The organism is Dyella lutea (genome assembly GCF_024158035.1).
Lineage (GTDB): Bacteria > Pseudomonadota > Gammaproteobacteria > Xanthomonadales > Rhodanobacteraceae > Dyella_A > Dyella_A lutea.
Map to the genome: position 1 here is coordinate 125,683 of NZ_JAMZEK010000005.1, position 20,384 is coordinate 146,066.

At 70.1% G+C, this 20,384-nt stretch carries 11 protein-coding genes; 4 read left to right on the forward strand and 7 right to left on the reverse strand.

Annotated elements, in window-relative coordinates; genetic code table 11:
- The first annotated feature begins 34 nt into the window (after positions 1 to 34).
- From recC to recD, 4 genes are read left to right on the forward strand one after another with little or no spacing between them, the layout of a single operon-like run.
- Complete coding sequence (gene recC / locus NC595_RS19350; RefSeq protein WP_253569028.1) at positions 35 to 3,508, forward strand: exodeoxyribonuclease V subunit gamma; 3,474 nt, start codon at positions 35 to 37, stop codon at positions 3,506 to 3,508.
- Positions 3,505 to 7,053: a UvrD-helicase domain-containing protein gene (locus NC595_RS19355; RefSeq protein ID WP_253569029.1), complete on the forward strand. Its 3,549-nt coding sequence runs from the start codon at positions 3,505 to 3,507 to the stop codon at positions 7,051 to 7,053. Before recC ends, NC595_RS19355 begins: the two co-directional genes overlap by 4 nt.
- A gap of 55 nt (positions 7,054 to 7,108) precedes the next feature.
- Positions 7,109 to 8,275, forward strand: coding sequence for an ATP-binding protein (locus NC595_RS19360; RefSeq protein WP_253569030.1), 1,167 nt, complete (start codon positions 7,109 to 7,111; stop codon positions 8,273 to 8,275).
- A complete protein-coding gene (gene recD / locus NC595_RS19365; protein WP_253569031.1) occupies positions 8,248 to 10,065 on the forward strand; it encodes an exodeoxyribonuclease V subunit alpha in 1,818 nt (605 codons plus the stop codon). Before NC595_RS19360 ends, recD begins: the two co-directional genes overlap by 28 nt.
- 7 nt (positions 10,066 to 10,072) lie before the next feature.
- Here the strand turns inward: recD and NC595_RS19370 are convergent, their stop codons facing one another.
- From NC595_RS19370 to NC595_RS19400, 7 genes are all read right to left on the reverse strand, one after another.
- Positions 10,073 to 10,894 (reverse strand): N-acetylmuramoyl-L-alanine amidase, encoded by an 822-nt coding sequence (locus NC595_RS19370; RefSeq protein WP_253569032.1) that lies wholly within the window; start codon positions 10,892 to 10,894, stop codon positions 10,073 to 10,075.
- A 47-nt stretch (positions 10,895 to 10,941) separates the two neighbouring features.
- Entirely contained in the window at positions 10,942 to 11,997 is a 1,056-nt protein-coding gene (locus tag NC595_RS19375; RefSeq protein ID WP_425493174.1) for a serine hydrolase domain-containing protein, read from the reverse strand.
- 114 nt (positions 11,998 to 12,111) lie between these two features.
- Positions 12,112 to 12,810 carry a M15 family metallopeptidase gene (locus tag NC595_RS19380; protein WP_253569033.1) on the reverse strand — a complete coding sequence of 233 codons (699 nt, stop codon included), beginning with the start codon at positions 12,808 to 12,810 and terminating at the stop codon, positions 12,112 to 12,114.
- A gap of 227 nt (positions 12,811 to 13,037) precedes the next feature.
- Positions 13,038 to 14,570 (reverse strand): serine hydrolase, encoded by a 1,533-nt coding sequence (locus NC595_RS19385; protein ID WP_253569034.1) that lies wholly within the window; start codon positions 14,568 to 14,570, stop codon positions 13,038 to 13,040.
- A 157-nt stretch (positions 14,571 to 14,727) separates the two neighbouring features.
- Positions 14,728 to 15,942, reverse strand: coding sequence for a dipeptidase (locus NC595_RS19390; protein WP_256489715.1), 1,215 nt, complete (start codon positions 15,940 to 15,942; stop codon positions 14,728 to 14,730).
- Between the two features lie 19 nt (positions 15,943 to 15,961).
- Entirely contained in the window at positions 15,962 to 17,221 is a 1,260-nt protein-coding gene (gene lysA, locus NC595_RS19395; RefSeq protein ID WP_253569119.1) for a diaminopimelate decarboxylase, read from the reverse strand.
- A gap of 120 nt (positions 17,222 to 17,341) precedes the next feature.
- Entirely contained in the window at positions 17,342 to 20,335 is a 2,994-nt protein-coding gene (locus tag NC595_RS19400; RefSeq protein ID WP_253569035.1) for a TonB-dependent receptor, read from the reverse strand.
- Positions 20,336 to 20,384 lie beyond the last annotated feature (49 nt).

The following is a 20,384-nucleotide window of genomic DNA, read 5'->3' on the forward strand; positions in this document are numbered from 1 at the left end:
TGGCGGCCTCCTGCCGCCGGCTATCATCCCGACGATGCGTACTGCCCCCACGGACGAATTCCACCGCGGCCTGGTGATCTACCGGGCCAGCCGGCTCGAGGCCCTGCTCGACCCGCTGCTGCAGCTGCTCGACAGCGCGCCGCCGGCCCACGTGCTGGCGCCGCAGACGGTGATCGCCGCGCACCCGGGCATGCGGCACTGGCTGGCCGGCGCGCTGGCTCGGCGGCGCGGCCCGGGCGGCATCGTCGCCAACCTGCGCATCTCGCTGCCCAGCAGCTGGCTCGACGAGCTGGCGCTCAGCGTGCTCGGCAGCGGCGCGGTGGCGCTCACGCCGTACCGGCGCGACCGCCTGCGCTGGCGCATCCACGAACACCTGCCGGCGATCGACGACACCCGCGTGCAGGGTTACCTCGCCGGCGGCGACGCGGCGCGTCGCCGCTACCAGCTGGCCGACCGGCTGGCGCGGCTGTACACGCAGTACCTGGTGTACCGGCCGGACTGGCTCGACGGCTGGGAGCACGGCCGCGACGACGTGCCGGAACCCACCTTCATGGCGCCGCTGTGGCGCCAGCTGCGCGCGGAGATCGGCCTGCCGCACCGCGGCGAGCGCGTGCAGGCGCTGGTGCGCGAGCTGGCGCGCGATCCCGCCCGCCACGCCAGCGACGAGCCGCTGCACCTGTTCGGCATCAGCCATCTCGCCCCGGCCGAGCTGGCCCTGCTGGGCGCGGTGAGCCAGCTGCGTCCGGTGGTGCTGTACGTGCCCGATCCCTGCCGCGAGTTCTGGGCCGGCCTGCGCGGCGAGCGCGAGCAGCTGCGCGAGCTGGCCCGCCGCACCGACTTCGGCGAGGCCTCCGAGCAGCACTTCCTGCAGATGGGGCATCCGCTGCTCGCCGCCTGGGGTCGCATGGGCCAGCACTTCATGCTCAACCTGCAGCACTTCGACGACGCCATCGCCATGGACGTGCGCCACTGGCAGGACGAGGCGCCGTCACCGGGTGAGCGCGACGGCCTGCTGCAGCGGCTGCAGGAAAGCCTGCGCGCGCTCGATCCCGCGTTGATCGCGCCGTTGCGGGGCGGCACCGACGTGGCGCTGGCCGACCGCTCGCTGCGCGTGCACCTGTGCCACACCCGGCTGCGCGAACTCGAAGTGCTGCGCGATGCGCTGCTCGCCGAGCTGGCCGCGCGGCCGGACCTGAAGCCCTCGGACATCGTGGTGATGGCGCCGGACATCGCCGCCTACGTGCCGCTGCTGCCGGCGGTGTTCGGCGAGGCCGGCCGCCATCATGGGCCGCTGCCGTACCACCTGGCCGACGTGGCGGTGGCGCGCACGCATCCGCTGCTCGACGCGTTCAGCCGGCTGCTGGCGGTACCCGAATCGCGGCTCACCGCGCCCGAGCTGCTCGACCTGATGCAGGTGCCGGAGGTGGCCCGGGCGCTGGGTCTGGATGAGGGCGATATCGACACGCTGGCGCGCTGGCTGCGCCAGGGACGCGTGGCCTGGGCGCTGGACGGCGCATTCCGCGAAGGCTTCGGCGTGCCCGGCATCGACGAGCACACCTTCGCCTGGGGCATGGACCGCCTGCTCGCCGGCTACGTGCTGGGCGACGCCGACACCGGCGACACGGGCTGGAGCCTGCCGGACGGCGAGCTGTGGCCGGCCGAAGGCGTACACGGTCCGCAGGCGGCGATCCTCGGCGCGCTGGACCGCCTCCTGCTGGCGCTGGCCGAACTGCATCGCGACGCGTCCGAGCCGCGCACCGCCTCGGCCTGGGCGATGCGGCTGGAGCGCCTGCTCGACACGCTGTTCCGCATCGATCCGCGCGACCGCGAGGCGGTGGAGGCGCTGTCGTTGCTGCGCCGCTTCCTGCAGGCGACCCGCCTGGAGACCGCCGACTGCGGGCTCGATCCGCTGCTGGAGTTTTCGGTGGTGCGCGAGGTGCTGCGCGAGCGGCTCGCCGCCGCGCCGGAGCGCCAGCGCTTCCTGCTCGGCGGCGTCACCTTCTGCGGCATGGTCCCGCAGCGCGCGATCCCGTTCCGGGTGGTCGCCGTGCTCGGCCTCAACGACGGCGAGTTCCCGCGCAGCCTGGGCGACGCCGGGCTCGACCTGATGCAGCGCCATCGTCGCCTTGGCGACCGCGACGTGCGCAGCGACGACCGCTACCTGTTCCTGGAGACGGTGATGGCCGCGCGCGAGGTGCTGCATCTCTCCTACCTCGGCGAGGGCGTGCGCGACGGCAAGCCGCGCAACCCGGCCGCGCCGCTGGCCGAGCTGCTGCAGTGCCTGGACGACCGGGCCAACCTGCGCGACGTCGCGGCCGAGGAAGACGACCGGCCGCCCGCCCCGGGCCGGCCGCGCACGATCCATCGGCCGTGGCGGATCAAGCACCCGCTGCAGCCGTTCGACCGTCGCTACTTCGACGGCAGCGACCCGCGCCTGTTCACCTTCGACGGTGGCAGCGCCGGCATGGTGCGTGGCGCGCCGGTCAGGCCATTCCTCGAGCCGGCCGAAGTGGCCCCGTCAGCGGCCGACGACGACGCTGGCGTGATCGCGCTGCGCGAGGTGCAGGCCTATTTCCGCGATCCCGCGCGGCAGTTGCTGGCGCAGCGGCTGCATATCCGCCTCGACGCGCTGGAGGACGACCGCCTGCAGGCCGACGAACCGCTGCAGCCGGGCTTCAGTGCGGTGGACCAGGTCGGGCGACGGCTGTTCTTCGAGGCGCTGGGCGAGGGCCGCTTCGCGCTGCCGGAACAGGCCCCGGCCTGGCTGCGGCTGAGCGGCCTGCTGCCGGGCGGCCGGCTTGGCCTGGCCGCCTGGATGGCCGAGCGCGACGCGGTGAACGCGCTGCTCAAGGTTGCCGAAGCGCATCCCTTGTTCGCCGGTACGCTGCCCCAGCGCCAGCCGCGCGCGCTGGCGCTCACGGTAGGTGAACACACGGTAGAAGGTTCGCTGGAGCGCGTGTTCGACACCGACGGGGCGTTATGGCTGTTCGAGGCCTGGCCTGGCAAGAAGGCTGAGTCGCTGACGTTCGCCCAGCGCGTGCCGCTGTTCCTCGACTGGGCGCTGCTGCGCCTCGCCGCCGATACCGCCACGCCGGTGCGGGTGGCGGTGTTCACCGCGGACGAAAAGACCGATGTGGGCGCCCCGTTCAATGCCTGGGACGAGGCGATGCTCGCCGCGGCGCCGGAGACGGCGCGCGAGATGCGCGAGGCGCTGGCCGCGCGCATCGCTGCGTTGCTGACCATCTGGCGCCAGGCGCAGCGCCAGCCGCTGCCGTATTTTCCGCGCACCAGCTGGGCCGCGCTGGACGAGAAGGCCGACGCCGCGCGCCAGGCCTGGGAGGGCGGCTTCGCCACCGGCGAGCGCGACTACGCTCCCGGCTACGCGCGCCTGCTCGCCGGTGAGACGAGCTTCGCCGACGGCCAGCCGTCGCACGCGGAATTGCAGGCGCTGGCGCTGCGCCTGGCGCGCCTCATCGATCCGACCACGCTGGGTGAGGTGAACGCATGACCGGCACCGCCGAACACGCCGCCGCGCTCGACTGGACCCGGCTGCAGCTGGCCGGCGATGGCCGCACCCTGATCGAGGCCAGCGCCGGCACGGGCAAGACCTGGACCATCGCCGTGCTCTACCTGCGCCTGCTGCTGGAACAGGGTTTGAGCCCGCGCGCCGTGGTCGTCACCACCTTCACCGACGCGGCGGCGCAGGAACTGCGCGAGCGCCTGCGCGCCAAGCTGGTATGGGGCGAGATGGCCGCGGCGGATTGGCAGGCCGGCACCGCCGCGGCGAACGTCGGCGCCGACCTCGCCTGGCTGCAGGCGCGCTGGCAGGATGATCCCGCCCTGGCCGAACGCGACCGCCTGCGCCTGCGGCTGGCCCAGGCCGAGCTGGATCTGGCCCCGGTGGGCACCATCCACAGCCTGTGCCGGCGCATCCTCGGCGACTTTCCCTTCGAGAGCGGTGCCGGCTTCCAGCTGGGCGAGATGGTGTCGTCCGAGGCGTTGCTGGACGAGTGGTCGGCGGACCTGTGGCGACGGCAGCAGCAGGGCGAGGTCGCGGTGCCGGAAGCGCCCACGTCGCTGGCCGCACTGCGTCGCCAGCTCAAGGCCTACCTGCAGCCCGGTGTCGCGCTGTGGGCACCCGACGCGGCCTTCCTGGATGCCGAGTTACCGACAGAGCAGGCCGACGCGCTGGAGACCTTCGCTGCCGCCAAGGCGAACTTCCTGCCGCGCAAGACCGCGCTGAAGAACGCGCTGCTGGCACTGGCGCAGTGGCTGCGCGAGCGCGGCGAGCTGCCCAAGGCCTCGGCCATTGCCAACCTGCTCGCCGCCGAGAGCGATGCCGCCGAGCAGCTCACCGCCGAGGCGCTGGCTGCATCCGATACACAGGCCTTGCTCGCCTTCGCCACCCGCGCCGGCCGGTTGTTCGAATACGCCGCCAGGGCCGACGAAGTGTGCGCCTGGCAGGGCTGGCTGGCGCAGGTGCAGGCCTGGCGCGAAGAGCGCCTCGCCGCCCGCGGCCAGCTCAGCTTCGACGAGCTGATCGCCCGCGTCGGCGCCGCGCTGGCCCGTGATGACCGTGCGCTGGCCGACCGCCTGCATTCGGCGTGGCCGGTGGCGCTGGTGGACGAGTTCCAGGACACCGACGGCCAGCAGTACGACATCCTGCGCGCGATCTACAGCGACGCCGTCGGCGTGCCGCGCGGGCGGCTGGTGATGATCGGCGACCCCAAGCAGGCGATCTACCGCTTCCGCGGTGGCGACATCCACACCTACCTGCGCGCCGCCGACGGCGCCGACCAGGTGCTGCGGCTGGACACCAACCACCGCTCCTCGCGCCCGCTGGTCGCGGCGCTGAACCAGTTCTACCAGACCGCCGGCGAGGTGCTGAGCGCGGATCCGGAAGGCCGCATCCGCGTCGAGCCGGTCAAGGCCAGCGGTCGCCGCGACGGCGCGCCGTACACCGTCGACGGCGCGCCCGTGGCGCAGCCGCTGCGGTTCCACGGGCAGCCGGACTATCCGGCGTCGGTGCCCGCGCGCTCGCGCGAGGCGCTGGACGCCTGCGCGCGGCAGATCGCCGAGTTGCTGGCCTCCGGCCGCCATCGCATCGGCGACCGCGCCGTGCAGCCGGGCGACATCGCCGTGCTGCTGCCCGGAAACCAGGACATCACCGAGCTGCGCGCGCGGCTGCAGCGCCTGGGCGTGCCCTGCGTGGGCGCGGGCCGCTCCAGCGTGTTCGCGCTGGACGTGGCGCGCGAGCTGCAGATCCTGCTCTACGGCATCGACCATGCCAGCGACGAGGGCGCGGTGCGCGCGGCGCTGGCGACGCGGCTGTACGGGCTCGGCTTCCACGCGCTGAGGGCGCTGCGCGAGCAGCCGGAAGCCTGGCTCGACTACGAGCAGCAGTTCCAGCAGTGGCGGCTGCGCTGGCAGCGCGAGGGCGTGCTGGCGGTGGTGCGCGAGCTGATCGAGCATGCGGCGCCCGCGTTGCTGGCCGGCGACGACGGCGAACGCATGCTCACCGACCTGCGCCACCTCGGCGAGCTGCTGCAGGCGCAGGCCGATCAGCTGCACGGCAGCGAGCAGCTGCTGGCCTGGTTCGCCCGTCAGCGCGAGGGCGAGGCCGCCGGTGGCGACGCCGCGGACGAGCAGCAGCTGCGAATCGAGTCCGACGCGCAGCGCGTGCGTCTGATGACCCTGCACGCCAGCAAGGGCCTGGAGTTCAACCTGGTGTTCCTGCCGCTGATGTGGGACCACACGCGCAACGCCAACGACACGCTGCCGGTGATCGACGAACCGCTGTGCGGCCGGCGCGTGATCGGCTTCGGCAAGGCGGCCAAGGCGCAGTACGACCGCGAAGGTCAGGACGAGCGCTTCCGCGTGCTGTACGTGGCGCTGACCCGCGCCGTGTACGCCTGCCACGTCTACGTGCTGCCGCCGGATCGTCCGGCCAAGGCCAATAGCGACAAGCCGGCCAGCGATCCAGAGCGCGCACCGCTGGACGTGTCGATCGAGCGCCTGCTCGCCGCGCAGGCCGCCGGCCTCGACCTGGCGACGGCGGCGCCACAGCTCGGCTGGTCCGACGACGGCTGGCCGTGGCGCGGCGAACGCCTCGCGCTGGACGCGGTGGAAGAGAGCGAACGCGTGCCGCGCAAGGAACCGCCGCCGCATCCGGATGCGCGCGTCTACAGCTTCTCCAACCTGGTCCGCGGCGCCCACGAGGGCACGCTGGAAGACGCGGCCGCCAGCGACGAGGCGCCGGCCACCGATGCGGCCGCCGAGGCGCTCGACGCGGCACTGCCCGCGGCCGAACCGGCGCCGCCGCATCCGGAGCTGCAGGCGCTGGCGGCAATCCGCGGCGCCGACATCGGCAACGCGCTGCACGCGATGTTCGAGCACCGCACCATCGGCGAGCCGATGACCCGCCAGCTTGGCCTGATCGACCGCGAGCTCGGCGACGCCGGCGTGCCGCTGGACGAGCGCGAGCGCCCGGCGCTGATCGAGCGGATCGCGCGGCGGCTGCAGGCGAACCTCGAGGCCGAGCTGCTTCCCGGCCTGCGGCTCGGCGACGTGCCGCCGCAGCGCCAGCTGGCCGAGATGGAGTTCCACTACCTGCTCGACGGCGCCACGATTGCCGCGCTGCGCGAGGCCTGCGCGCGCCACGGCGATCCGACGCTGGTGCCGTTCACCGCGGTCAACCAGCTGCGCGGCCGGATGACCGGCAAGATCGACCTGATCCTCGAACACGACGGACGCTTCCACGTGCTCGACTACAAGAGCAACTACCTCGGCGACCATCTGGACGGCTATACGCCCGACGCGCTGCGCGTGGCGATGGACGACCACCAGTACCGCTTCCAGGCGCTGCTCTACACCGTGGCGGTGGACCGCATGCTGCGCCAGCGCCTGCCCGGCTACCGCCGCGACCGGCACCTGGGCGAGGCGATCTACCTGTTCGTGCGTGCGGTGGGGCTGGCGCCGCGCTCCGGCATCTGGCGCCACCGCTTCGACGATGCGCTGGTCGAGGCCGCCGACGCGGCGCTGGCCGGATTATGACGTATTATGATGAAATTCATAAAATATGAATTCACCATGAGGCGGGGATAAAGGCATGCTCCACTTTCCGCGAGCCGCACTGGCCAAGGAGCTGGCGAGCGCGATTCAGGGCAAGAACCTGTTCGGTGATGCTCACAACGGGCTGTTCCTTGCGGCGCCGAGGCGCACTGGTAAGTCAACGTTCCTCAAAGAGGATTTGAAGCCGGAGCTAGAGCGCCAGGGACTCGTAGTGGTCTATGTCGACCTGTGGTCTGACCAGCGGCGGGATCCCGGAAATTTGATTTCCGATGCTGTTGGGCAAACGCTTGGGACATATCTCGGCCTGGTCGCGAGGGCGGCCAAAGCGGCTGGTCTGGATAGCGTCAACGTCGCCGGCACCCTGAAGATCGATACGAGCAAGATTGGTCGCATTGACGGAATGACGCTTGCCGACGCACTCCGAGCGCTATGTGAAGCTGCGAAAAGACCCGTAGCCCTTGTAATCGATGAAGCCCAGCATGCGTTGACCAGTGAAGCTGGTGAAGCAGTGATGGCTGCGCTGAAATCTGCACGTGATCAGCTCAACGCGCCGGGCAAGGTCGAGCTGATGCTGGTGATGTCTGGCTCAGATAGGGACAAATTGCTGAGGCTGGTGAACAGCAACAGTGCGCCGTTCTACGGCTCGCAGATTCAAAGGATGCCGTTGCTGGGCGATGACTTCATCGAGCATGTCGTGAAGCTGATCGAGGAGCAGCGCCCTGAGTTGCGGCCGGTGGATGATGTTGTGCTTGCAAGGGCTTTCGAGCGATTTGGTCACCGGCCACAGTTTTTCTTGGCGGCGCTCGGGGACGCGTTGAGTCCCTTCTCTGGTTATGAAGGGCGTTTCGAAGCGGCTGTAGCCGAGGCTGCAGAGCGTCGTCAGCACGACGACGAAGCCCAGATGGAGTCCGAGTATCTGGGCCTGAAACCACTGGAGCGAGCGGTTCTGTGGCGGCTCCTTGAGCAAGAGCATCGCTTCCGTCCGTATGACGCGGACGCCTTGCGTTTCTATCAGGAGAAGATCGGTCAGCGAGTAACGGCCCAGAGGGCGCAGACGGCACTGGAGAGCCTCAGGCAGCATCAGCCGCCGTCGGTCTGGAAGTCCGCGCGCAGCGAATACGCCGTGGATGACGCCGCCATGCATCGCTGGTATCGGGAGCGCAGCGATGCGGGCACATGGCCACCGGTCGATACGCCCGCATGAGCGCCTACCGCTTCGTGCCTTCGCCGCTGGAGCTGACGGCCGACGCGCCGTGGCGCCCGCTCGACCGCGCCGTGTTGCGCTGGACGCTCGGCCACGGCGGCTCGCCGCTGCTGGCGAAGATGGCCGCCTGGGCCAGCTATGCCGACGGCGAGGGCGATACCGCGCTGCCGTTGTCCGGCGATGGCCCGGGTCGCCACGGCATGCCGCGGCCGGATGCCGAGGCGCTGGTCGCGCTGCGCGCCGAGCCGCTGGTCGGCGACGGTCGCGTGCCAACGCCGTACGTGATCGATGCGGAAGACCGCTTCTACCTGTGGCGCAACCATGCGCACGAGGTGGCGGTGGCGAACGCGGTGCGCGCGCGTCGCGCGGCGGCCGAGCCCGCGACGATCGACGAAGCGCTGCTCGACACCCTGTTCCACGGCGACCGCTCGGACGCCGTGCAGCGCCAGCGCGAGGCGGTGGCCGCGGTCGCCGGCCGCCGTTTGTTCGTGCTCACCGGCGGCCCCGGCACCGGCAAGACCACCACCGTGCTGCGCATGCTGCTCGCCCTGCAGCGACAGGTGGCGGGCGCGACGCTGGCGATCCAGGTGGCCGCGCCCACCGGCAAGGCCGCACAGCGGCTGGTGCAGTCGCTGCGGCAGGGCAAGCAGGCGCTGGCGGCCCAGCTCGACGAAGACTGGAGCACCGCGCTGGCGGCGATTCCCGATGCCGAGGCGCGGACCCTGCATCGCCTGCTCGGCTACGACCCGCGCCGGAACCGCTTCACCCGCGACGCGGCGCATCCGCTGGCCGCCGACGTGGTGGTGGTGGACGAGGCGTCGATGGTCGACCTGGCGATGCTCCGCGCCCTGCTCGACGCGGTGCGGCCGCAGGCCACCCTGGTGCTGGTGGGCGATGCCGACCAGCTCACCTCGGTCGCCGCCGGCTCGGTGCTGATGGATCTGGTGACCGCGTTCGAGGCCGATCCGCGCGGCGACCTGGTGCGGCTGGAGCACAGCTTCCGCGCCGAGCGTCAGCTGGTGCCGATCAACCGGGCGGTGCGGGCCGGCGACGGGCGCGCCCTGCACGCGGCGATGGAGGCCGCCGGCGACGACGCGCGCTGGCGCGAGGTGGCCGATGCCGCGGCGCTGCGCCGGGCGCTGGCCGGTTGGTGCGACGCGCTGGCGGCCCTGCCGATCCGTCCCGCGCTGGCGCCGCGCGAGGAGGACCACACCGAGGCACGGGCCGCGGTGGCCGTGCAGGCGCTGCGCGCGCTGGCGCAACGGCAGTTGCTGTCGGCGCTGCGCGAGGACGCCTTCGGCGCGCTCGCCCTCAACGGCTGGATCGAGCAGCGCCTGAAGCAGCTCTGGGGCGTGCCGCCGGACCGTCACTGGTACGCCGGCCGTGCCGTGCTGGTGACCCGCAACGACTATGCCGCGCGCCTGTACAACGGCGACGTCGGCCTGTGCCTGGCCGAGCCGGACGGTTCGCTGCGGGTGTGGTTCGAGACGGTGGACGAGCATGGCCGCGCCAGCGCGCGCAGCTTCGCCCCCGGCACGCTGCCGCCGCACGAGGGCGGCTTCGCCATCACCGTGCACAAGAGCCAGGGCTCGGAGTACGACCTGGCCGCCGTGCTGCTGCCGCCCGATCCCGAACACCGCCTGCTGTCACGGCAGCTGCTCTACACCGGCCTGTCGCGCGCCAAGCGGCAGGTCGAGCTGTGGGGTACGGCGGAGGCCATCGCGGCCGCGCTGGATCGGCCGGTGCAGCGCGCCGGTGGGCTGGCTGCGCGGCTGCTGGCCGGCCGCTGAGTCGTGCTCAGCGCGCGGGTCCGGTCGCGGCGTCGGTGCTGATCGGCAGCGCCGGTGCGGCACAGGCATTGCCGCCGCCGTCGATCTGCTGCGCGAGGTTGTAGAGGATCCGCGCATCCTCGGCATCCAGCGTCTCGCCCTGCATCGCGCGGAAGTGGTGGTGGAACGAGCGCACCGCGCCCGGGCGATCGTCCAGCGGATAACCGACCACGGCCAGCGCCATCCACGGATCGAAGCCGGCGGGTGGATCGCACAGCGGTCCCTGCGGCCACAGGCCGAAGCCGGCCCGGGCCAGCGTGCTCCAGGGGAAGTACGGGCCGGGGTCGTCCTTGCGCGTGGGCGCCAGGTCTTCGTGGCCGATGATCTGCGTGGGCGGGATCTGCAGCCGCGTGGTGAGGTCGCCGAGCAGGCGCAGCAGGCTGTCGATCAGCGGCTGGCTGAAGGGCTCGTGGCCGTTGTTGTCCAGCTCGATGCCGATCGAGGCGGAGTTGAGGTCGGTGATGGTGCCCCAGCGACCGCCGCCGGCATGCCAGGCGCGCAGTTGGTCACTGACCAACTGGTAGATATGGCCGTCCCTGCCGATCAGGTAGTGCGCACTGACCGGCCCGCCGCTGTTGCGCGTGCGCAGGGTGTCCAGCGCCTGCTGCGCCGAGTCCTCGTTGGTGAAGTGCACCACGATCAGCACCGGCCGGCGGATGTCGTGGTTGGGCGAGGGCACCCAGGTCGCCAGCGGATTGCGCGGCGGCGCGTGGGCGCAGGCGGCGAGCAGGGCGATGCCGGCGAGCAGGCCGAGCTGGCGGATCGTGCGGGGCAGGAGCGAACGGGACATCGGAGCAGCTTTCCTTCGGGCGTGCATGAAGTGCGTGAAGCGCAAGGTCAATCCGCGAGCCAGGGCTGCGCGATCTTCAGCACGGTCTGGTACGGTTCGGGATCGTTGCGGTTGCTGAGCAGGATCACGGTGAGGTGGCGCTTTGGCCAGCGCACGATCACGTTGCGAAAGCCCATGCTCTCGCCGGAGTGCCACAGCGTGTCGCCGGTGATGCGCCAGCCGAAACCGTACTGCGCTTCGTACGGCTCGCCGGTGACCCTCACGTGCGGGCTGAAGGCGAGGTGGCGCGAGGCGGCGCTGAGCAGGCGGTCGTCATACAGCGCAGCGTCCCATCTGGCGAGGTCGTCGATGGACGAGTAGATCCCACCGTCGCCGCGCGTGGCGGAGGTCACGCTCTGGTCGGTGCGCTGCCAGTGGCCGTCGACCAGGCTGTAGCCGTAGGCGCGGTTCGGCACGGCCGGGCCGCGGTGGTATTCGTAGAGCAGGGTGCGGTCCATGTGCAGCGGCGCGAAGATGCGCGCCTTCAGGAACGCCGGCAGGGTCATGCCCGACGCCTTCTCGATCACCAGGCCGAGCAGCACGTAGCCGGTGTTGCTGTAGCGGTAGGCCGAGCCGGGCGGGAAGTAGCCGTGGTCGGTGCGTGCGATCAGCCGCAGCACGTCGGCGTCGCTGACCTGTTCGGTCTGCGCGGGCGGGATCAGGTCTTCGTAGTCAAGCAGGCCGCCGGTGTGGTCGAGTAACTGGCGCAGCTGGATGCGGTCGGTGAAGGCCGGCAGCGTGGGCAGCCAGTGGCGGATCGAGTCGTCCAGCGACAGCTTGTGGTCCTCGGCCAGCAGCAGGATCGCCGCGGCGGTGAACTGCTTGCTCACCGAGGCGAGCCGGTAGTCGGTGGCGGGCGTGGCTGGCACGTGATGTTCGAGATTGGCGTAGCCGAAGCCGCGGCGCACCACAGGCTTGCCGTCCTTGAGGATCAGCAGCGAGGCACCGGGGACGTCGCCGGTGTAGGGCCGCATCAGCGCGTCCGCCGTGCTCGTGGCGGTGCCGGCCATGGCAGGGCCGGAAACGAGGGCGATCAACGCAAGGCTGGCAAACCATCGGTACATGACTGGCGCTTCCTGTTCGTACGCATCAATGCGGGATTCCTTGTAGGAGCGCACCCTGTGCGCGACCGGCGGCAAAGAGCGGTCGCGCACAGGGTGCGCTCCTACGGGTGATCCCTAGCGGATCGGCACGTCGTACATCGTGCGTGGCGTGGGCTCGGGCTGGAGGGTGTAATGCCACCACTCCATCGGATAGTTCTTGAAGCCTTCGCGCGCCATGGCGCGCAGCAGGCGCTGGCGGTTCGCTCGTTGCTCGGCAGTGACACCGGGGTTGTCGGTGTTGGCGCGCAGGCCGAACCAGTCGAACGGCGTGCCCATGTCCAGCGGCTTGCAGTGCCGGTCGTGCGCGTCACACTGCTCCATGGTCAGGTCGGCGGTGGCGCCGCGGCTGTGGCCGGAAACCGGGGCGATGTAGTCGCCGAGCAGTTTCGACTTGTCCAGGTTGGGATAGTGCGCGGCCTTGGTCGTTTGGTCGGACAGGTCGTGCGCCCAGCGCACGAAGTCGGCCACCGCGCGCGCCGGGCGATAGCAGTCCCAGATCCGCAAACGCGCATGCTCGCGGCGCAGGTCGTGCTCGACGCGCGCCAGCGCCTCGGCGACGGGTTTCAGCAGCAGGCACTTCGGCGCGGCGTAGCCGTCCACCGGGCGCCCGACGAAGTTGTCGTGCCCGGCGTACTTGATGTCCTCGTGGATGTCCGGCACCAGCGCGCGGATATCCACCAAGTTCGCTTCCGCGGCCGTGCTCGCGGAGGAAAGCGTGACGGGCTCATCCGCGAAAGCCGGCATGGCGATCACCATGAGAACCAGCGTGATCATGTAGGAGCGCACCCTGTGCGCGACCGGGCGTAGCGGCAAGCGTGGGTCGCGCACAGGGTGCGCTCCTACAGCGGCGTGTCCGCTGGGTGTGACATGCAGATTCCCGTCGTCGGAGCCGACGTGGGCTGGGATCGATGCCGCCGGCGCAACCGGCCGGTCAGCGATTGCCGGCGAGGTCGATGCGCGGGTGTAGGAGCGCACCGGCAGGCACGGGCTGCGCGCAGGAATCACGGGCAGTCTCCGGTGCGCGTGAAATGCAGGTCCTCGTAGTCGGAGCTGAAGTCGGCCAGGGCGTCGGCCTTGGCCATCGTCAACGTCACCGGCCGGCCGGGGTGCACGTCGAGCCACGCGTCGGGATACACCGTGGCGTCGTCCCAGTGCACCAGCAGGCGGCCGTCCAGGCGACGCACCTCGCCGGCGAGCTTGGGCGATTTCGCCACCGCGAAGCGCACGCGGTTGCCGGCGGTGCACAGCGTCATCTCACCCAGCCAGGGATCGCGGAAGCGACCGGTCCAAGCGACTGCTTCCTTGGGCGGTACGGGCACGGCATGCGATGTATCCGGTGCCGGGGTGCGGCGGCTGTCGGCCTGGGCGGCGCGGTCCAGCGCGTCGGCGTACCAGGCTGCATCGCGCGTGTCGTGCGGTGCGGTGAAGTGCTTGAGCAGCAGTTCGCCCAGCACGGTGCGCGCGTCGTCGGCTTCGCCGTTGATCAGGAACACGAAGCCACTGCGCTGGTCCGGCAGCAACATCAGCTCCGAGTACATGCCCGACAGCGTGCCGGTGTGCCACACGGTCCAGTGGCCGTCGACATCGGCCATGCGCCAGCCGTAGCCGTAGGCCATCACGTGGCTGTGATCCCACTCCCGACGCTGCTTCGATACGGGGATCAGCATGTGCGGCGACTGCAGCACGCGGCGTTGCTCTTCGGACAGCCAGGTGAGCTGCGCTGGTGTCGGCGCCAGCCAGTTCTTCGCCCAGGTGAGCATGTCGGTGAGGTCGCAGCGGATGCCGCCGGCCGGCGCCGAGGTGATCGCCGGAATCGTCGCGCCGTCCTCGCGGATCGGCTCGTTGCGGCCGTCGACCTGGCTATGCGGCTGCGCCACGTCGCCCACCGCATCGCGGTTCCACTCACCCACCTGGCAGCGGCTGAGGCCGAGCGGCTGGAACACCTCGCGATGCATCAGCGTTTCGTACGGCGCACCGCCCGCGGCCGCGGCGACTTCGCCGGCCACCACGTAGAGCAGGTTGTCGTACTGGTACTTCGAGCGAAAGCTGTAGCCGGGCGCGATGTAGCGCAGGCCGTGGATGATGTCCTGCCGCGTGTACGCGTTCGGCTCGGGCCACAGCATCAGGTCGCCGCCACCCTCGGGCAGGCCGCTGGAGTGGGTGAGCAGGTCGGCCACGCGCATGTTCTTGGTCACCCACGGGTCGTGCATGGCGAAGTCGGGCAGGTACTTCGTCACCGGGTCGTCCCAGTGCAGCTTGCCCTGGTCGACTAGGCGGCCGAGCAGGGCGGTGGTCATCGCCTTGCTGTTGGAGGCGATCTTGAACAGCGTGCGCGCGTCGATCTTCTGGCCGGATCCGGCGACCGTTTCGCCGCGGGTGGCGGTGTAGACGATCTTGCCGTGTTCGATGACGCCGAGGGCTATGCCGGGGAGGTGGTAGCGGGCGACGACGGTATCGAGGATGTGGTCGTAGGTTGGGTTTGGCTGTTGGTGGGGTGTGGCTGTGGCGGCAAATGTGGCCAGGGTGAGAGCCATAGCGAAGCCAAGGCGCCCCCTCACCCCAGCCCTCTCCCCCTGCAATGCAGGGGGAGAGGGAGTCGGAGCGCGCCCCGCTCTTGCTCCCTCTCCCCTGGCGGCGAAGCCGTCGGGGGAGAGGGTTGGGGTGAGGGGGGGCTCTTGATTGATCAACACCTCAACGCCCCGCATCACGTTCCACCTCGCCCCACACCCGCAGCAGATTGCCGCCCCAGATCTTCGCGATGTCCCCATCGCTGAAGCCGGCGCGCCGCAGCGCGGCGGTGACGTTACGGGTCTGGCTGGCATCGGTCCAGCCGGTGATGCCGCCGCCGCCGTCGAAGTCCGAGGCGATGCCGACGTGGTCGATGCCGGCGACGTCCACCATGTGGCGGATCTGCTTCACGTAGTCGTCCACCGTGGGCAGCGGAAATGTCTTCTCGATCTCGGCCATGCCCCTGGCCATCGCCGGCAGGTAGTCGTGCTTGTCGGAGTCGTACTTCGCATCGCCAGCCGCGCGGGCGACCTGCGCCTGCAGCTTCTTTTCCGACGCCTCGCGACCGGAGTCCTTCTTCAGGAACTCCTTGTAGGCCACCGCCTGGATCACGCCGCCCTTGGCAGCGATGGCGCGCAGCAGGTCGTCGGGGAGGTTGCGCGGGTGGTCGAGCACGGCGCGCGCGCCGGAGTGCGAGGCGATGATCGGCGCAGTGGATACCGCGAGCGCGTCGCGCACGCAGCGGTCCGACGCGTGCGAGATGTCGACCATGATGCCGAGCGCGTTGGCGCGTTTGACCACCGCGCGACCGAAGTCGCTCATGCCGTGGTCACCCGGGCTGTTCATCGCGCGCTCGCCGTGTTCAGTGTCAGGCAGCGAGCTGGTGCACAGGTCGTTGTTGCCCACGTGGACCAGCCCGACGTAGCGCGCGCCGCGGTCGTAGGCGGCGTCGAGCCGGTGCAGGTCGTGGCCGAGCGAGTAGGCGTTCTCGACGCCGATCATCGCCGAGAGCAGGCCGGCCTTGCGGTTGGCCAGCGCCTGCGCGGGCGTGGTGGCCAGCCGGATGCGGTTGGGGTAGGTCATCAGCATGTCGTCGATGGCGTCGTATTTCTCCTCGGCCTGCTGCACGGCTTTCGCGTAGCCGGCGGCGTCCAGCTTGTGTTGCGGCACCCAGATCACGAAGAACGCGGCGTTGAGGCCGCCGCGCTCCATCTTGCCCAGGTCGACCAGCAGCGGCGTGGCCTTGCCGACGTCGAAGCGCGACTCGTGCATGTAGGTGAAGGGGATATCGACGTGGGTGTCCAGGGTGATCGGCGGATCGACCTGAGCCAGCGCGGTGCCGGCCAGCACATGGCCGGAAAGGGCGAGGGCGGTCAGGCAGGCCAGACGTCGCAGCATGGTTCGGATCCCCTTGGAGTCAGGTGGTGTGCCAGTGTCGCGCAGCTTGCTCGCCAGCGATCATCTCCTGCCAGGTCTGGCGGCGTCGCACCTCGGCGTAGCGACCGGAGTCCAGCAGTACCTCGGCAGCCAGCGGCCGCGAGTTGTAGGTGGAGGCCATGGATGCGCCGTAGGCGCCGGTGGTGTGGATCATCAGCAGGTCGCCGGCGTTGCAGCGCGGCAGCGTGCGGGCGCGGGCGAAGGTGTCGCCGGTCTCGCAGACCGGACCGACCACGTCATAGGTCTCCAGCGGGCGCGGTTGCGCGTCGACCGGCTCGATGTCGTGCCAGGCCTCGTACAGGCTGGGGCGCAGCAGGTCGTTCATCGCCGCATCCAGCACCAGGAATGGATGATTCGCGCCCGGCTTGATGCGGATCACGCGGGTCAGCAGCACGCCGGCCTCGGCCACCAGCCAGCGCCCCGGCTCCAGCACCAGCCGCCCGTCGAAACCGGCCAGCGCCTCGCGGATCGCCGCCACGTAGCCGACTGCGGCGATCGGTCGTTCCCCTTCGCGGTAGCGCACGCCGAGCCCGCCGCCGACGTCGATGCTGGCGATCGCATGGCCGGCGTCGCGCAGCTCGTGCCAGAAGGCGGCGACCCGCTGCAGCGCCTGGCGGATCGGGGCCAGTTCCAGCAGCTGCGAACCGATGTGGGCGTGCAGGCCGTCCAGCCGCACGTTCGGGAAGCCCGCGGCGTGGTCGAACCAGTCGCGCGCCTCGTCCAGGCCCACACCGAACTTGTTTTCGGCGCGTCCGGTGGAAATCTTCGCGTGGGTGCGGGCGTCCACGTCGGGGTTGATGCGTACCGCGGCGCGGGCGACGGTGTTCATCGATGCGGCGACCGCCTGCAGCGTCTCCAGCTCGTCGCGCGACTCCAGGTTGAAGCGGCCGATGCCGGCGGCGAGTGCCTCCCGCATCTCCTCTGCGGTCTTGCCGACGCCTGAGAACACGATGCGCCCGGGCCGGATGCCGGCCTGCAGGCAGCGCCACAGTTCCCCAGCGGAGACGATATCTGCGCCCAGTTCGTGTTCGGCCATCAGCTGCAGGACCGCCACGTTGCTGTTGGCTTTCGCGGCGTAGCAGACCAGCGCATTCAGGCCGGTGAGCGCGGACAGCAGCTCGTCGATCCGCGCACGGATCGTGCTGGCCGAATACGCGTACGTCGGTGTGCCGACGCGGGAGGCCAGGGCGGCGATGTCGACACCGTCGAACAGGGGAACGGATCCGGCCCGGGAGGTCATGCCGGGAGTGGAGGAACGGTGCGCATCGTGTGTCAGCAAGCAGGCGTCCGTCGTCGGCGAGCAGGGTTTGAAAAAAAGCGGCCCGCACACGCGGTGCGGGCCGGACGGGGAGGGCGTGCCTTAGAAGTCCACCGCGACGGTGAGCTGGGTGAAGCGCGGGCTCTGGAAGCCCAGCGGTCGCAGGAAGGTGGGGTTGGTGGAGCTGGAGATGTCGGTCTGCAGGTCCTGGTCCACCTGCACCGTGCGCTGCTGGTTGAGCAGGTTGTAGACGGCCAGCTTCACCCGCAGGTTGCCGCCTTCGAACGGCCGCAGGTAACTGAGGCTGGCGCCCAGGGTGTAGGTCCACGGCAGGCGGCCGTACTTGCCGCGCGGCGAGCGCTCGTAGACGCGGTCCTCGGACACCGGCGACTCGCAGTTCTGCACGCAGATGAAGTAGCTGTGGTAGTTGGTGGCGTCGTACGGGTTGCCTACACCGAAGCCGGTGATCGGGCCGCCGGAATGGACGTCCAGATCGCCACCGAGCTGCCAGTGCGGGGTCAGCGCATAGGTGCCGCGAACCTTCAACTGGTGCCGGCGATCGTTGGGCAGGTAGCCGTCGCCGCCCAGGTTCACCCAGGGATCGTCGAAGTTCTCGGTGCGACCGGTGTCGTCGAAGTTGGTGTCCGAGTTCACCGGACCTTCGGCATTGCCGCGGTTCCACGACATCACGTAGGAGGCATTGAACGCCCACTTCTCGTCCCAGGCGCGGTTGAGCTGCAACTCCAGCGCCGCGTAGGTGCGCTTGGGCTTCACCCAGCCGCGCTGGCCGAGATAGTTGCCGTCAGCGTCGTACATCGCCCAGCCCTGCTTGGAGGTGTCGATGGTGATGTAGCCGTCGGCGTTGCCGTCGCAGTTGGTGTCGCCCCAGACGGTGACCTTCTTGCCCGGGTTGGCCATCACCCAGCCGACGTAGCCGTCGCCGCCGCACTGCGGGGTGGCGCTGATCTCCATGTCGTCGATGGCGTTGTGCAGACGGCGGTAGGTGCCGCTGACGCCCCACGACCAGCTGGCGTCCAGCATCTGCTGGAAGCCGAGAATCGCCTCGTCCTGGTAGACCGGGTCCATGTTGCGGTCGACCTCCGAGCGCAGGTCGCCGACGGTGCCGTCGCCCTGTGAGGTGTCCACGTTGCCCAGCTGCGGGCCGAGCTTGGGCACCGCGTACTGGGTGCCGTCGATGGTCTTGATCTCCCAGCCGTCGAACGCGTAGTAGGTGCGCTCGTCGAGCAGGCCACCGGCCTGCTTGATGTTGATCACGTTGGCCACCGGCAGGTAGTAGCGGCCGAGGTTGCCGAACAGCTTGGTGCTGCCGTCGCCTTTCATGTCCCAGGAAAAGCCCAGGCGCGGGGCGATCTGCTTGTCCATCTTGATGTAGCTGTGGCCCGCGGCGTCCTGGTTGTCGAAGCTGTCGTTGCGCAGGCCGGCGTTGAGCACCAGGTTCGGGGTGACCTGCCAGTTGTCCTCGAGGTAGTAGGCCGAATCCACCGTGGTGAAGGTGCCGGCGATCTCGTAGCGGCGCGCGCGCACGTAGCCGATGTAGCCGGCTGGCAGAGTGGCTCCGTTGGGGATGGTGGCGCCGGTGCTGGCGGCGTAGACGTTGTAGTAGTAAGCGCCCGGGCCGGCATAGTGGCGGGCGTAGTCGGACGTGTTGTTCTCGTGGTCGTAGCCGAAGCGCAGCAGGTGGTCGCCCAGCGTCCACTCGAAGTCGGCACGGCCCTGCTTGCGCACGTCGTTGCGCTTGTAGACGGTGGAGCTGGTGGTGCAGCCCAGCGGCACGCCCGGGTCGTTGATGTCCAGCAGCGCGCTGCTGGCCGCCACCACGTTGCATGCCAGATCGAGCTGCGAGCGCGTGAACGATTCGCGTTCGTTGCGGCCGACCATCAGCTTCATCGACAGGTCGTTGGTGAGGTAGCTGGTCCAGGTCAGCGCCCAGTTGCGGCCGCCGGTGTCGGTGAACACCTGGTTGGTGCGCTTGCCGCGGGTGTCGGTATCGAAATCGTAGGCGTAAACGTCGCCGACGTTGTGGTTCTTGTCCGAGAAGGCCATCAGCGACAGGGTATTGTTGTCGGTGACGTTCCAGTCGATGGTGGTGCCCCAGAAACCGGTGTCGGCCTGGTTGTCGGTCATCACCGTGCCGGCGTTGTTGGTGTTACTGGGGCTGTTGCCGCGCGCCTCGTACATGGCGAAGAAGAACAGCTTGTCCTTCACGATCGGGCCGGAGGCCCAGACGTTGGTCTTGATCAGCGACTCGGTGTCGCGGCTGGCGGTGATGTAGCGGCGGCCGTCGGGGGTGTAGTGGTCGTCGGCGGAGGAATGCCAGCTCGACGGCTCCATGGTGATCTCGGTGCCGGCATGGAACTCGTTGGTGCCCGAGCGCGCCACCGCGTTGACCACGCCGCCGGTGGTGCGGCCGAATTCGACCGAGTAGCCACCGGTCTTGACCTGGAACTGGTCGTAGAAGGCGAAGGGCGCCTCGGAGAAGCCGTTGCGGTTGTAGAAGTCGGTGACGTTGAGGCCGTTCACGTAGAACGCGTTCTCGGCCACCGAGGAGCCGCCGAAGGAGATACCGCCGAAGTTCGAGTTGCCCTTCACCACGCCCGGCGCCAGCAGTGCCACCGAGGTGACGTTCTGGTCCACCGGCAGGCGGCTCAGTTCGGCGCGGGAGACGATGGTGGCCGACTCGGTGGAGCTGACGTCGATCACCGGCAGCACCGAGCTGGTGACGCTGATCGCCGAGAGGTTGGTCGCACGGACCGCACCGATGTCCACCGCGGTGGTGGTGCCCAGCGCGACGGTGACGTTGCGGCTCGGTGCCACCGGCTGGCCGTCCACCGTGGCGGAGAGGGTGTACTGGCCCACCGGCAGGAACGGGAAGCGGTAGTTGCCGTTGGCGTCGGCGGTCACCTTGCGGGTGAGGCCGGTCTCCGGATTGGTGACGGTGACCATCGCGCCGGCCTTGGTATGGCCGGACACCGAGCCGTCGTTGTTGGCCGCATAGGCGGCCGGGAAGGCCACCGCCAGGCCCAGGCCCAGCGCGATGCTCAATGCGGTCTTGCGCACATGCCGACTGCTGCTCATTGCCCCATCTCCCCTCTCGCTTTGTCGGGCCGCGTGTGGTCGCGGCCGG

What these genes read in the sequence shown, in the direction of transcription:
- recC (WP_253569028.1), top strand. Translation starts at nt 35, where the DNA reads ATGCGTACTGCCCCCACGGACGAATTCCACCGCGGCCTGGTGATCTAC.
- NC595_RS19355 (WP_253569029.1), top strand. Translation starts at nt 3,505, where the DNA reads ATGACCGGCACCGCCGAACACGCCGCCGCGCTCGACTGGACCCGGCTG.
- NC595_RS19360 (WP_253569030.1), top strand. Translation starts at nt 7,109, where the DNA reads ATGCTCCACTTTCCGCGAGCCGCACTGGCCAAGGAGCTGGCGAGCGCG.
- recD (WP_253569031.1), top strand. Translation starts at nt 8,248, where the DNA reads ATGGCCACCGGTCGATACGCCCGCATGAGCGCCTACCGCTTCGTGCCT.
- NC595_RS19370 (WP_253569032.1), bottom strand. Translation starts at nt 10,894, where the DNA reads ATGTCCCGTTCGCTCCTGCCCCGCACGATCCGCCAGCTCGGCCTGCTC.
- NC595_RS19375 (WP_425493174.1), bottom strand. Translation starts at nt 11,997, where the DNA reads ATGTACCGATGGTTTGCCAGCCTTGCGTTGATCGCCCTCGTTTCCGGC.
- NC595_RS19380 (WP_253569033.1), bottom strand. Translation starts at nt 12,810, where the DNA reads ATGATCACGCTGGTTCTCATGGTGATCGCCATGCCGGCTTTCGCGGAT.
- NC595_RS19385 (WP_253569034.1), bottom strand. Translation starts at nt 14,570, where the DNA reads ATGGCTCTCACCCTGGCCACATTTGCCGCCACAGCCACACCCCACCAA.
- NC595_RS19390 (WP_256489715.1), bottom strand. Translation starts at nt 15,942, where the DNA reads ATGCTGCGACGTCTGGCCTGCCTGACCGCCCTCGCCCTTTCCGGCCAT.
- lysA (WP_253569119.1), bottom strand. Translation starts at nt 17,221, where the DNA reads ATGACCTCCCGGGCCGGATCCGTTCCCCTGTTCGACGGTGTCGACATC.
- NC595_RS19400 (WP_253569035.1), bottom strand. Translation starts at nt 20,335, where the DNA reads ATGAGCAGCAGTCGGCATGTGCGCAAGACCGCATTGAGCATCGCGCTG.